10 protein-coding genes are annotated in these 12,815 nt (G+C 63.6%); 6 read left to right on the top strand and 4 right to left on the bottom strand.

The features are described from left to right. Positions 1–220: 220 nt before the first annotated feature. Both POF53_RS10790 and POF53_RS10785 read right to left on the bottom strand, forming a co-directional pair. The gene (locus tag POF53_RS10790; protein WP_110735705.1) at positions 221–1,576 is read right to left on the bottom strand and encodes an amino acid permease; all 1,356 of its coding nucleotides are present in this window, start codon (positions 1,574–1,576) and stop codon (positions 221–223) included. Positions 1,577–1,624: 48 nt separating this feature from the next. Further along, positions 1,625–2,566 (bottom strand): AEC family transporter, encoded by a 942-nt coding sequence (locus tag POF53_RS10785; protein ID WP_234560391.1) that lies wholly within the window; start codon positions 2,564–2,566, stop codon positions 1,625–1,627. Between the two features lie 190 nt (positions 2,567–2,756). On the opposite strand from POF53_RS10785, the gene POF53_RS10780 reads away from it, so the two are divergent. Then, a complete protein-coding gene (locus tag POF53_RS10780; protein WP_498967641.1) occupies positions 2,757–4,391 on the top strand; it encodes a hypothetical protein in 1,635 nt (544 codons plus the stop codon). Positions 4,392–4,405: 14 nt separating this feature from the next. Further along, positions 4,406–4,594 (top strand): hypothetical protein, encoded by a 189-nt coding sequence (locus POF53_RS10775; RefSeq protein WP_232857791.1) that lies wholly within the window; start codon positions 4,406–4,408, stop codon positions 4,592–4,594. 162 nt (positions 4,595–4,756) lie between these two features. Here POF53_RS10775 and POF53_RS10770 read toward each other — a convergent pair whose 3' ends face one another. Together POF53_RS10770 and POF53_RS10765 are read right to left on the bottom strand one after the other, a co-directional pair. After that, the gene (locus POF53_RS10770; protein ID WP_023632665.1) at positions 4,757–5,317 is read right to left on the bottom strand and encodes a response regulator transcription factor; all 561 of its coding nucleotides are present in this window, start codon (positions 5,315–5,317) and stop codon (positions 4,757–4,759) included. Further along, positions 5,314–6,573: an ATP-binding protein gene (locus tag POF53_RS10765; protein WP_203650772.1), complete on the bottom strand. Its 1,260-nt coding sequence runs from the start codon at positions 6,571–6,573 to the stop codon at positions 5,314–5,316. The genes POF53_RS10770 and POF53_RS10765 overlap by 4 nt, the downstream gene beginning before the upstream one ends. 201 nt (positions 6,574–6,774) lie before the next feature. Between POF53_RS10765 and POF53_RS10760 the strand changes: the two genes are divergently transcribed. From POF53_RS10760 to POF53_RS10745, 4 genes are all read left to right on the top strand, one after another. Then, on the top strand, positions 6,775–7,497 hold the full coding sequence (locus tag POF53_RS10760) for an SIMPL domain-containing protein (protein ID WP_203650770.1): 723 nt from the start codon (positions 6,775–6,777) through the stop codon (positions 7,495–7,497). 311 nt (positions 7,498–7,808) lie between these two features. Next, entirely contained in the window at positions 7,809–9,434 is a 1,626-nt protein-coding gene (locus tag POF53_RS10755; RefSeq protein ID WP_050704070.1) for an ABC transporter substrate-binding protein, read from the top strand. Positions 9,435–9,646: 212 nt separating this feature from the next. Beyond that, complete coding sequence (locus POF53_RS10750) at positions 9,647–11,239, top strand: ABC transporter substrate-binding protein (RefSeq protein WP_203650762.1); 1,593 nt, start codon at positions 9,647–9,649, stop codon at positions 11,237–11,239. Positions 11,240–11,396: 157 nt separating this feature from the next. Continuing rightward, entirely contained in the window at positions 11,397–12,776 is a 1,380-nt protein-coding gene (locus POF53_RS10745) for an OprD family porin (protein ID WP_203650760.1), read from the top strand. Positions 12,777–12,815 lie beyond the last annotated feature (39 nt).

The following is a 12,815-nucleotide window of genomic DNA, read 5'->3' as shown; positions in this document are numbered from 1 at the left end:
ATCAAGATCAAGATCAAGATCAAGATCAAGATCAAGATCAAGATCAAGATCAAGATCAAGATCAAGAGATGCGAAGTTGGAGGTTAGATAATTGGGAATATGTTGACTGCCTGCGATGGCAACCGAGAGATTGGAAACAGACTTGAATGACCATAATACGCCATCCAAGCCTGCTCGGTTTCAGGACGCCATGAACATCCCGAAACCGAACTGGATCAAATCAGGCCTGCCGCGCTTTTTTCATCCGGAACGCCACCCACAACACAGCAATCCACGCCGGAATCAACATCACCGAAATGCGAATCGGCGGGGTCAGGTACATCACCACCAGGATCAGCACGATGAACGCCAGGCACAGGTAGTTGGTCAGCGGATGCCCCAGGCTACGGTAAAACGGCTGAATCCCGGCCGCCAGCTTGGCCTTGCGGAACTTCAGGTGGGTAATACTGATACTCGCCCAGTTGATCACCAACGCCGACACCGCCAGGGCCATGAGCAGGCCGAAGGCTTCGCCCGGCATCAGGTAGTTGATCAGCACGCACAGGCCGGTAGCGAAGGCCGATACGCCCAGTGCGGTGAGCGGCACGCCACGACGGCTGACCTTGAGCAGCTGGCGCGGCGCGTCACCCTGCGTGGCCAGGCCGAACAGCATGCGGCTGTTGGCGTATACACAGCTGTTGTAGACCGACAGCGCGGCGGTCAGCACCACAATGTTGAGGATCGTCGCCACCAGGTCGCTGTCCAGTTCGTGGAAGATCATCACGAACGGGCTGCCGCCCTGCACCACCTTCTGCCACGGATACAGCGACAGCAGTACGGCCAGCGCGCCGATGTAGAAGATCAGGATGCGATAGACCACCTGGTTGGTGGCCTTCGGGATGCTCTCACGCGGGTTGGCCGCCTCGGCGGCGGTGATGCCCACCAGCTCCAGGCCGCCGAACGAGAACATGATCACCGCCAGGGCCATGATCAGCCCGGTGACGCCATTGGGGAAGAAGCCACCGTATTGCCACAGGTTGGCGACGCTGGCATCCGGTCCGCCATGGCCACTGGTGAGCAGCCAGGCGCCGAAACCGATCATGCTGACGATCGCCACCACCTTGACCAGGGCGAACCAGAACTCCATTTCGCCGTACACCTTCACCTGGGTCAGGTTGATGGCGTTGATCGCCACGAAGAAGATCGCCGCCGTGGCCCAGGTGGGGAAATCCGGCCACCAGTACTGCACGTAGATGCCCACTGCGGTGAGCTCGGCCATGCCGACCAGCACGTACACCACCCAGTAGTTCCAGCCCGAGACGAAACCGGCGAACTCGCTCCAGTACTGGTGCGCGAAGTGGCTGAAGCTGCCGGCGACCGGCTCCTCGACCACCATCTCGCCCAGCTGGCGCATGATCAGGAAGGCCATCAGGCCAGCGACGGCGTAGCCCAGCAGCACCGACGGGCCGGCTAGCTGGATGGTCTGGGCGATGCCCAGGAACAGCCCGGTGCCGATGGCTCCGCCCAGCGCGATCAGCTGGATATGGCGATTCTTCAGCCCGCGCTGCAAGCGCTCGGGCGTGCTCTGGTCTTGCATGAAGTGTCCTTTAGGTGAGGCAGTGTTATTGGTTTTGCTTGCAATCGACTAGATCCATCCACCCCATTGCAAGAAGAAAATCCCGATGTTCGTGGTGACGGCGGCCATCAGCGTGGTGATCACGATGATCGACGCCGCCAGTTCATGGTTGCCGTTGGCCTCCCGCGCCATCACATAACTGGCCGCCGCGGTGGGGCTGCCGATGTAGAGGAACAGGATGCCAAGCTCCGCACCGCGAAAACCGCACAACCAGGCGCCCAGCGTTCCCAGCACCGGCAGCCAGACCATCTTCACCAGGCTGACGTCGAAGGCCAGCCGGCCACTGTCGCGCAGCGCCGCCAGTGACAGGGTGCCGCCGATGCAGATCAGCGCCAGCGGCAGGGTCATCTGCGCCAGGTAATCCCCCGAAGTCAGCAGCCAGTTGGGCAACGGCACCTGACCATAGGCCATGGGCGTGGCCACCAGCACGCTGATGATCAACGGGTTGCTGAGGATGCTCTTGCAGATGCTCCACGGGTCGGACTTCAGGTCCGGGCTGTACACCGCCAGGACCACCGCCGACAGCGAGTTGTACATGAGGATCACCAACCCGGCCAGCACCGCGCCGAGGGATATACCGTAGTCGCCATACAGGCTGGCCGCCAGTGCCAGGCCGATCACGCCGTTGTTGCCGCGAAACGCGCCTTGCGTGTAGACGCCCCGGTCCGCCCGCGGGCAGCGCCAGATCGCCAGGCCCCAGGCCAGGCCGAAACACGCCAGCGTCGCGACCACGAAGTAGAGGATCACCCCGGGCTTCACCGCCGCCGCCAGGTCGGCGTGGTAGATGCCGAGGAACAGCAGCGCTGGCATGCACACGTTGAACACCAGCTTCGAGGCGACCCGGTTGAAGTTGTCATCGATCAAGCGGATGCGCTTGAGCAGCACGCCCATGAACAGCATGGCGAACACAGGGGCCGTGATGTTCAGTGTCTGGATGAGAAGGGCAAGCATGCAACGTGTTCCCGGGAAATACCGTCAGGGGCGCCATCATACGTGAGAGCCGGGGGAGTTGCGCCCGCCACAGCAGCCAGATACCCGCACAAAGAGGTCTTGACGTAGGAATTTTCCTGAATATAGTAAGAATTACTGTATATGTATACAGTACACAAATGGACGATCCAGACATTGCAAGGAGCAAATCATGTCAGGAATGCACACAACGCCTGTGGCCGCGAAGGCCCAGGCAACACTGGTGGTCGCCGACCTCGAGCAGTTGTTCGAGGAACAGGGCGTCGCCCTGCCCGGCACCGACAGCCATCTGATGCTGGTCATGCATGGCCACCACACCGTCAAGTACCACCGCCTTGCGCCGCCACCGGCTCGCGGCCCATCCGCACGGCGCGGGCCGGAGCTGTTCTTTGAAGGCGGCGAACACACCGCCATCGGCGACAACACCCTGCTGCGCTTTGAAGCGGGTCAACCGGGTATCCCCGCCCACCAGTCGCCGCTGCCGTTGCCCAACGGCCTGAGCCTGACCTATGGCCAGGTGATCGCCCTGGGCGGCGACTTCTACGGTTTGCCCGAGCGCCCGATCGCCGATGGCGCCAACGACGCCGAGCGGATCGAACGCTTTACCCAGGCCTTCGACTCCCTGGCGCGCCTGCCGGCGGCCAAGGCGGAAGCGGCACAGATCCTCGCGGTCATGCAGGAAGAAATCGGCGCCGCCAACCAGGCCATAAAGGAAGGCCGCCAGCCCCACGAGGCCTATGACGCGCTGGGTGACAGCCTGTCGGCACGCTGGAACCGCATCACCGGTGGCGGCAGCTTCGCCTCCGACCTGTTCCCCCTGGGCCGCTACCTGAAACTGGCCGCCAGTAACTGGGACCACTTCGGCCCCTGGGCGCTGGCGGCCTACCAGGCCGGCCACGCCGCCGCCCTGCAGCAGGCGCTGAAAGCCCGCGCCAGCGGCGAGGAGCGCGACCTGCAACTGGCCTATGCGATGAACGCCTTCGCCGACCACTTCCTCACCGACCTGTTCTCCGCCGGCCACCTGCGGGTGCCGCGCAAGGCCCTGGCCGATACCGTCACGCCGAGTGACGTCGGCTCGCTGATCTCGCGCTTCATGCACGACGAGGACAGCAAGTACGGCCTGGCCGTGCGCAATGCCGAAGGCGAGCAATGGCGCGCCTACGGCGACAAGCGCTACTTCGACAGCGTCGATGTGGCCAACCGTCGCCAGGTGGGCCGCGCCGTGCAACGTTCGGCCGACGAGGTGTTCCAGGCCTTCGCCGAAGGCCACGCGCCAGCGGCGAAGGACTTCGCGGCGCTGCGCCTGGCGCCCGACCTGCGGGCCGCCGAGCAGGACCTGGTACCCGGCAACTTCGCCCCGCTGTACGTCCAGGACGGCAAGGCCGTGCTGCGACGCAAGGACGTCAACGACCTCAACGACCGCAACCGCATCGGCGACTGGTGGGGCTGGAGCACCTACCTGCTGCTCAAGGACTACAAGCCGAACAAGCCCACCGGTTTCATCGATGCCCCGGCCACCTCGCCAGCGATCACCGGCTGGGAGCGCCGCGAGCCCGATGGCCTGAACTGGCAGCGCGGCAACGCGGTGCGCTACGCCTTCAGCGTCACCGACCAGCTCAACGAGTCGTACATCGGCCCGTGGAGCGCCTATGTCGAGTTGACCGACCAGTTCCACCCCAGCGTGCAAGTGCAGGCGGACGGCAAGCAGCGCGGGCGCAACCTGTTCCGCCAGTTCCGCGGCGGTTCACCGGAACTGATCGCCAGCCTGGACGGCAAGACCACGCTCTATATCGATCGCAACGCGTGACAAGGAGGTCACCGATGAATATCAAGGTCAAACTGGAACTGGCTTCGGGCCAGTCGATGGAAGGCATGCCGCTGGAGTTGCTGCGTGCCGGCAAGGTGATTGGCCGGGCGAAAGTGCCGGCAGGGGGACAGGTGGCGTTCGAGGCGCCATCGGGGGCAGGACAGCTGGCGGTGCGGGTTGATCGTTCGGGGGTGAAAGCCTGATACAAGGCCGGGCCTCTCATCAGATCATGCGCAATCCCTGTAGGAGCGGCCTTGTGCCGCGAAAGGGCCGCAAGGCGGCCCCGGCGGTTTCAGCGTTCCACCGAGATAGGGGCTGCTGCGCAGCCCTTTCGCGGCACAAGGCCGCTCCTACAGGAATATGCGTCAGCGCCGAACCGGGCGCTTCTGCAACTTGCGCTGCAGCGTGCGCCGGTGCATGCCCAGCGCCCGCGCCGTAGCGGAGATGTTGCCTTCGTGCTCACCCAGCACCCGCTGGATGTGCTCCCACTGCAGGCGATCCACCGACATCGGGTTTTCCGGCACCAGGGTGTCCAGATCGGTGTGCTCCGAGAGCAGCGCCGCCAGCACATCGTCGGCGTCCGCCGGCTTGCACAGGTAGTTGCAGGCCCCGCGCTTGACCGCCTCGACCGCCGTGGCGATGCTCGAGTAACCGGTCAGGATCACCACGCGCATCTCCGGGTCCAGCTCCAGCAGCTTGGGCAACAGCACCAGGCCCGAGTCGCCTTCCATCTTCAGGTCCAGCGTGGCGTAGTCGGGCAAGTCCTGCTCGGCCAGTTTCAAGCCTTCCTCGGCGGAACCCGCGGTGCTCACACGGAACCCACGACGCGACATAGCCCGGGCCATCACCCGAGTAAAGGTGGCGTCGTCATCCACCAGCAGCAGGTGCGGCAGTTCTTCGCCTTCGACCTGGTTTTCTTCGCTCATCTTGCATCTCCTCGCTTGCCATGGGGCAGGCGCAATTCGGTCAGGGTGCCACCCTGCTCATGACTATAGAGTTTCACCGAACCGCCCGCACGCGTCACGCTGGCCTTGCTCAAGAACAGGCCCAGGCCGAAGCCTTTGCCCTTGGTGGTAATGAAGGGTTTGCCGATCGCCTCGGCGATGGCCGGCGGCACGCCGGGGCCGTGGTCGCGGATGCTGATGACGATGTCGTGGGCATCCCAGTCCAGGCGCACTTCCAGGTCATCCGGGCAGGCATCGGCGGCATTGTTCAACAGGTTCAGCAGGGCCTGGGTCAGGTCCGGCGGCGGTGTCAGCCGCGGCACCACGCCGTCGCGCAGGCGCTGGAAGCGGTAGCTGGCCTCGGGGCGCATCAGGTGCCAGCGGTTGAGCGCCTCGTCGAGCCAGGCGGTGACGTCCTGCTCGACGATCGCCAGCCGTCGGTTGGCCTCGGCGGCGCGCACCAGTTGCTGCAAGGTTTCCTTGCACAGCTTGACCTGGTCCTGAAGGATCTGCAGGTCCTCCTGCAACAGGGGGTCGGCGTGATCCTGGCGCATCTCGTTGAGCAGCACGCTCATGGTCGCCAGCGGCGTGCCCAGTTCATGGGCGGCGCCGGCGGCCTGGGTGGCCACGGCCAGCAGCTGCTCGTCGCGCAGGCTTTCTTCACGGCGTTCAGCGCGCAGGTTCTCCTGCCGACGCAGCTCCTCGGCCATGCGCGCGGCGAAGAAGGTGATCACCCCGGCGGCCAAGGCGATACTCAGCCACATGCCGTAGACCTGCATGGTGTCACGCGCCAGCGGCAGCGTCTCCAGAGGATAGTACTGCACCAGCAGCAGGCTGTAGGCCACCAGCGCAATGCCCGAGAGCACCAGCGAGTAGAGCCACGGCAGCGTGACCGCGGCGATCGCCAGCGGTACCAGGTAATATGAAACGAAGGGGTTGGTCGATCCACCCGAGTAATAAAGCAGGGCGCTGTGGATCAACAGGTCACAGGCCAGTTGCAGGGCGTACTCGAGTTCGGTGACCGGCAGCGACAGGCGCAGGCGCAGGGCGGTGAACGCACACAGCAACGATGACAGGGCCAGCGTCACCGCCAGCGAGAACCACGGCAGCGGCAGCAGTTCGGTCCAGTAGGCAACGCCCACGGAGCCGGCCTGGGCCGCCAGCACGAGAATGCGGATGAAGGTCAGGCGCCAGAGGTTCTGGCGTGTAGCGGACAACGGTTGTGCGACGGCGAGCATGAGCTCTCCCAATGAGTGCTCCAGGAAAATCGGCTGGAGTATACCGAAGCCGGGCGCCTCGCTGCAGCGATGCGGCAAAGCGCCACAGTTTGTCACAGACTCATGATGGCATTTTTGAACCCACTACACTGTTGCCGGTCTGATCGGCCATGCGTGGAACGGATGTCCTCATCCACGCCTTACCTTGCCAAGGAGCTCCACATGCACATTTCCCGTCGCGGCGCCGCCGCCGTTGCCCTGTCCTGCGGCATGCTCGCCAGTCTGCCGGCCCTGGCCGCCGATGAGCCTCGCTACAACCAGGTGTCGCTGCGCGCCGAAGTCAGCAAGGAAGTGGCGCGCGACCTGATGGTCGTGACGCTGTACAGCGAAGCCCAGAACAGCGACCCGGGCAAGCTCGCCAAGGAGATCACCGAGACCATGAACAAGGCCGTGCAGCAGGCCCGTCAGGTCAAGGACGTGAAGATCAGCCAGGGCAGCCGCAACAGCTACCCGATCTACGACACCAAGGGCCAGAAGATCACCGGCTGGCGCGAGCGCGCCGAGCTGCGCCTGGAAGGCGCCGACTTCCCGGCCCTGTCCAAGCTCACCGGCGAGCTCCTGCAAGACCTGAAAATGGGCGGCATGGACTTCTCCATCGCCCCGACCACGCGCAAGTCCAATGAGGACGAGCTGCTCAAGGACGCCGTCGCCGCCTTCAAGGCCCGCGCCCAGCTGGCCACCGAGGCCCTGGGCGGCAAAGGCTACAAGGTGGTCAGCCTGAACCTCAACAGCAGCGGCTACCCACGTCCGTACCTGCGCAGCGCACCGATGGCGATGATGGCCAAGGGCGCCGCCGACGAGGCCGCGCCAGCGCCGGATATCGAGGCGGGCACCAGCGAAGTCAGCATGAGTGCCGATGGCCTGATCGAAGTCCAGGTCCCCTGACCCCTCCAACTGGATGTCCGAGTCGCGTAAAGCGTCTCGGACAGCAGTTTCAGACCTTTCCTACGCACCAAACGGGTGCGTCTGCTTGTCACATAAAGTGCGAAATATCTTGTAATTTTCGCCCTTTTCTCCCGCGCAAACGATCAACATTCGCCAAAGTTATATGGATGCGACATCCATGTACGTCCGTACCACAAAATTGGCGCCAACCATCCCGCTGAGTGTTGCATTGGGAACACCCCCTGCATAAGTATCCGCAGGTCGGCTCACGAGGCCGCCTCAATTCGAAAAATGACAACAATGAGGCCACCATGCTCAAACACGCAGTCATTCCGTTCCTGGTAGGTGCAGGCTTGCTAGCCGGCGCACCGTTCGCCCACGCCGCGACCAACCTGGTGTTCTGCTCCGAAGGCAGCCCGGCCGGTTTCGACCCTGGCCAGTACACCACCGGGACCGACTTTGACGCCTCCGCCGAAACCATGTTCAACCGCCTGACCCAGTTCGAGCGCGGCGGTACCAAGGTCATTCCGGGCCTGGCCACCCAGTGGGAGGTTTCCGATGACGGCAAGACCTACACCTTCCACCTGCGCGAAGGCGTGAAGTTCCATACCACCGAGTACTTCAAGCCGACCCGTGCGTTCAACGCCGACGACGTGCTGTTCACCTTCAACCGCATGCTCGACAAGGACCACCCCTTCCGCAAGGCCTACCCCACCGAGTTCCCGTACTTCACCGACATGGGCATGGACAAGAACATCGCCAAGCTCGAGAAAGTCGATGAGCACACCGTGAAGTTCACCCTCAACGACGTCGACGCCGCGTTCATCCAGAACCTGGCCATGAGCTTCGCCTCGATCCAGTCCGCCGAGTACGCCGACCAGTTGCTCAAGCAGGGCAAGGCCGCCGATATCAACCAGAAGCCGATCGGCACCGGCCCGTTCGTGTTCAGCAAGTACCAGAAGGACGCGCAGATCCGCTACAAGGGCAACAAGGACTACTGGAAGCCCGAGGACGTCAAGATCGACAACCTGATCTTCGCCATCAGCACCGACGCCTCGGTGCGCATGCAGAAGCTCAAGAAGAACGAATGCCAGGTCACCCTGTTCCCGCGCCCGGCCGACATCAAGCCGCTGCAGGAAGACAAGAAGCTGCAGATGCCTGAACAGGCCGGCTTCAACCTCGGCTACATCGCCTACAACGTGATGGACAAGGTCAAGGGCAGCAACGACGCCAACCCGCTGTCGCAACTCAAGGTGCGCGAAGCGCTGGACATGGCTGTCAACAAGCAGCAGATCATCGAGTCGGTGTACCAGGGCGCCGGCCAGCTGGCGGTCAACGCCATGCCGCCGACCCAATGGTCCTACGACACCACCATCAAGGACGCCAAGTACGATCCTGAGAAAGCCAAGCAGCTGCTCAAGGAAGCCGGCGTCAAGGAAGGCACCGAGATCACCCTGTGGGCCATGCCGGTGCAGCGCCCCTACAACCCCAACGCCAAGCTGATGGCCGAAATGCTCCAGTCCGACTGGGCCAAGGTCGGCATCAAGGCCAAGATCGTCAGCTACGAATGGGGCGAGTACATCAAGCGTTCCAAGGGCGGCGAGCAAGGCGCCATGCTGATCGGCTGGAGCGGCGACAACGGTGACCCGGACAACTGGCTCGGCACCCTGTACAGCTGCGACGCCATGAGCGGCAACAACTTCTCCAAGTGGTGCTTCAAGCCCTACGACGACCTGATCAAGCAGGCCAAGGCCACCCCCGACCAGGCCAAGCGCACCGAGCTGTACAAGCAGGCGCAACACATCCTCAAGGAGCAGGTGCCGATCACCCCGATCGCCCACTCCACCGTGTATCAGCCAATGAGCACGTCCGTGAAGGACTTCAAGATCAGCCCCTTCGGCCTGAACTCCTTCTACGGGGTCAGCGTGAGCAAGTAACGGCCGTGATCGTCCCGCCGGGCTTGCCGGCGGGACGATGACACGAACGGGCGATACGTAGGGCAATTCCCTCACGCTCGCCGGAACGCTCCCGCACCCAAATCAGTAGCGAACCCTGGCTCCCACATTCTGGCGCACCTATCGTCAGGACCGGGATGTTGCAGCCGCGTTTTGCCTGTCGCGGCACGAAAAAGACGGACAAAGGATCTGCCATGCGCCTGACCACACTGTGTTCCACCCTGCTTGCCCTCGGCCTGCTGAGCCAGGCCCCGGCGAGCCTCGCCAACAACCTGGTGTTCTGCTCCGAGGGCAGCCCGGCGGGCTTCGACACCGCCCAGTACACCGCGGCCACCGACAACGACGCCGCCGAGCCGATCTACAACCGCCTGGTCGAGTTCGAGCGTGGCGGCACCGCCGTGCAGCCGGGCCTGGCCACCGACTGGCAGGTGTCCGAGGACGGCCTGAAGTACACCTTCCACCTGCGACCCGGGGTGAAGTTCCACGCCAACAAGGACTTCAAGCCCACCCGCGACTTCAACGCCGACGACGTGCTGTTCACCTTCAACCGCATGCTCGACAAGAACCACCCCTTCCGCCAGGCCTACCCCACCGAGTTCCCGTACTTCATCAGCATGGGCCTGGACAAGAACATCGCCAGCGTCGAGAAGACCGACCCGCTCACCGTGGTCTTCACCCTCAACAAGGTCGACGCCGCGTTCCTGCAGAACATCGCCATGGCCTTCGCCGCGATCCTCTCCGCCGAGTACGCCGATCATCTGCTGGCCGGCGGCAAGGCCAGCGACATCAACCAGAAGCCGATCGGCACCGGCCCGTTCGTGTTCCAGCGCTACCAGAAGGATTCGCAGATCCGCTTCAAGGGCAACAAGGACTACTGGGCGCCGGACCGGGTGAAGATCGACAACCTGATCTTCTCCATCAACGTCGACCCCTCGGTACGTATCCAGAAGCTGCGCAAGAACGAATGCCAGGTAACCCTGCACCCACGCCCCGCCGATCTGCCAGCGCTTTCGACCGACAAGCAGCTGCAGGTGATGACCCAGCCCGGCTTCAACCTCGGCTACATCGCCTACAACACCCAGCACCCGCCATTCGACCGGCTGGAGGTGCGCCAGGCCATGGACATGGCGGTGAACAAGGAAGCCATCATCGGCGCGGTTTATCAGAGCGCCGGCCAAGCCGCATCGAACGCCATGCCGCCGACCCAGTGGTCCTACGACAAGTCGATCAAGGACGCGCCCTTCGACCCGGAAAAAGCCAAGCAGCTGCTCAAGCAGGCCGGGGTCAAGGAAGGTACCGAGATCACCCTGTGGGCCATGCCGGTGCAGCGCCCCTACAACCCCAACGCCAAGCTGATGGCCGAAATGCTCCAGTCCGACTGGAGCAAGCTCGGCTTCAAGGTGCGCATCGTCAGCTACGAGTGGGGCGAGTACCTCAAGCGCATGAAGAACGGCGAGCACGACATCGCCCTGATCGGCTGGACCGGCGACAACGGCGACCCGGACAACTGGCTGGGCACGCTGTTCAGCTGCGACGCCATCGGCAGCAACAACTACTCGCTGTGGTGCGACGCGCAGTACGACGCCCTGGTCAAGAAAGCCAAGCAGGTCACCGACCGCGACCAGCGCACCAGCCTCTACGAACAAGCCCAGCAACGTCTCAAGCAACAGGTGCCGATCACCCCGGTCGCGCACTCCACGGTCAACCAGCCGCTGAGCATCAGCGTGAAAGACTTCAAGGTCAGCCCCTTCGGACGCAACGTTTTTTCCGGCGTCAGCATCGATTGACCCTGCATTGCCCGGCCGGGAGTGCGACCCACTCCCGCGCCCGCGTGCAGCCCGGATTTGCCTGGCAACCCCAAGGCAGACACTGCAGTACCGCGTCACCGTGACAAGCCCGGCCCACGAGGTCGGGTGATAACTAAAAAAATATCAGGGAGCTTTCATGTTGATTCGTACCACCACCACCGCACTGGCCTTGTCCGTGGGCGCCTTCTGCGCCCTCGCCCAGGCCGAACCGATGAGCCAGGACTTCGTGCCGATCGCGCTCAAGTCCAGCAGCGAGCAGGCCGAAGCCAAGGGCTTCATCGATGGCCAGAGCCTGTCCGGCAGCACCCGCAACTGGTACGCCCGCGAACGCGCCACCCGCGCGCCGCTGTGGAAGTACACCAAGAGCGACGGCACCCGCCACGACACCCACAGCCGCGACAACTGGGTCCAGGGCACCATCCTCAACTACAGCTCGGGCTTCACCGAAGGTACCGTGGGCTTCGCCGTCGAGGCCGCAGCCTACAACGCCATCGCCCTCGAGCAGGGCCGCGCCGCCGTGGCCGGCCCGAACAACCGCACGCTGACCCACAGCGACGGTGATCCGATCGGCCAGTGGAGCAAGATGGGCCTGGGCAACGTCAAGGCGCGCATCTCCAACACCACGCTGACCGTGGGCCGCCAGTCGGTGGACACGCCGATGATCGCCTATATCGGCAACCGTGCGCTGCCTTCGAGCTTCCAGGGTGCGTTCCTGCACAGCGCCGAATTCGAGAACCTGTCGTTCGATGTGGGTACCTTCGACCGCGTCTCGCCGCGTACCGAGCAGAGCCTGAGCAAGTTCCGCAGCGAATACGGCAACGGTGTGGAAACCGACCGCGCCAGCACCGTCGGCATCAACTACCAGCCGCTCAAGAGCCTGACCACCAGCCTCTACGCCACCAAGGTCGAGGACTTCTGGAACCAGTACTACTTCGGTGCCAACCACGTACTGGGCGACAGCGCGGTGCTGAGCCTGACCACCGGTCTGAACTACTACAAGACCGTGGACGAAGGCAGCAAGAAGATGGGCGAGATCGACAACGACACCTACAGCCTGTCGTTCGGCCTGACCCACCAGGCCCATACCCTCACCGCCTCCTGGCAGCAGGTCAACGGCAACGAGTACTTCGACTACCTGCACGAAACCAACGGCATCTACCTGGCCAACTCCCTGCTGTCGGACTTCAACGGCCCGAACGAAAAATCCCTGCAGATCAGCTATGTGCTGAACATGGCGCCGTATGGCGTGCCGGGCCTGAAGTTCAACGTCTACAACGCCCGCGGCTGGGACATCGACGGTACCCATTACAAGGGCACCGCCTATGACGTCCGTGGCCAGGACGGCGAAAACCACTACGAGTGGGGCATCGGCACCAGCTACGCGGTACAGAGCGGCATGCTGAAGGACACCACCATCCGCGCCACCTATACCGCCCACCGTGCCAGCAAGGCACAGAGCGACGGCAGCCTCGACGAGTTCCGCGTCGTGACCACCATTCCGTTCAACATCCTCTGACCGTTGGCGCCACGGCCCGACTCCCCACGGGCCGTGGCG

Origin of the sequence: Mitsuaria sp. RG (genome assembly GCF_028369275.1) — a bacterium.
Classification (GTDB): Bacteria; Pseudomonadota; Gammaproteobacteria; order Pseudomonadales; family Pseudomonadaceae; genus Aquipseudomonas; species Aquipseudomonas peradeniyensis.
Note: the sequence above shows the minus strand (reverse complement) of the source record. Positions and strands in the feature narration are given on the sequence as shown.

Coding starts and splice junctions, on each gene's coding strand:
- POF53_RS10790 (WP_110735705.1), bottom strand. CDS start 1,576: ATGCAAGACCAGAGCACGCCCGAGCGCTTGCAGCGCGGGCTGAAGAAT.
- POF53_RS10785 (WP_234560391.1), bottom strand. CDS start 2,566: ATGCTTGCCCTTCTCATCCAGACACTGAACATCACGGCCCCTGTGTTC.
- POF53_RS10780 (WP_498967641.1), top strand. CDS start 2,757: ATGTCAGGAATGCACACAACGCCTGTGGCCGCGAAGGCCCAGGCAACA.
- POF53_RS10775 (WP_232857791.1), top strand. CDS start 4,406: ATGAATATCAAGGTCAAACTGGAACTGGCTTCGGGCCAGTCGATGGAA.
- POF53_RS10770 (WP_023632665.1), bottom strand. CDS start 5,317: ATGAGCGAAGAAAACCAGGTCGAAGGCGAAGAACTGCCGCACCTGCTG.
- POF53_RS10765 (WP_203650772.1), bottom strand. CDS start 6,573: ATGCTCGCCGTCGCACAACCGTTGTCCGCTACACGCCAGAACCTCTGG.
- POF53_RS10760 (WP_203650770.1), top strand. CDS start 6,775: ATGCACATTTCCCGTCGCGGCGCCGCCGCCGTTGCCCTGTCCTGCGGC.
- POF53_RS10755 (WP_050704070.1), top strand. CDS start 7,809: ATGCTCAAACACGCAGTCATTCCGTTCCTGGTAGGTGCAGGCTTGCTA.
- POF53_RS10750 (WP_203650762.1), top strand. CDS start 9,647: ATGCGCCTGACCACACTGTGTTCCACCCTGCTTGCCCTCGGCCTGCTG.
- POF53_RS10745 (WP_203650760.1), top strand. CDS start 11,397: ATGTTGATTCGTACCACCACCACCGCACTGGCCTTGTCCGTGGGCGCC.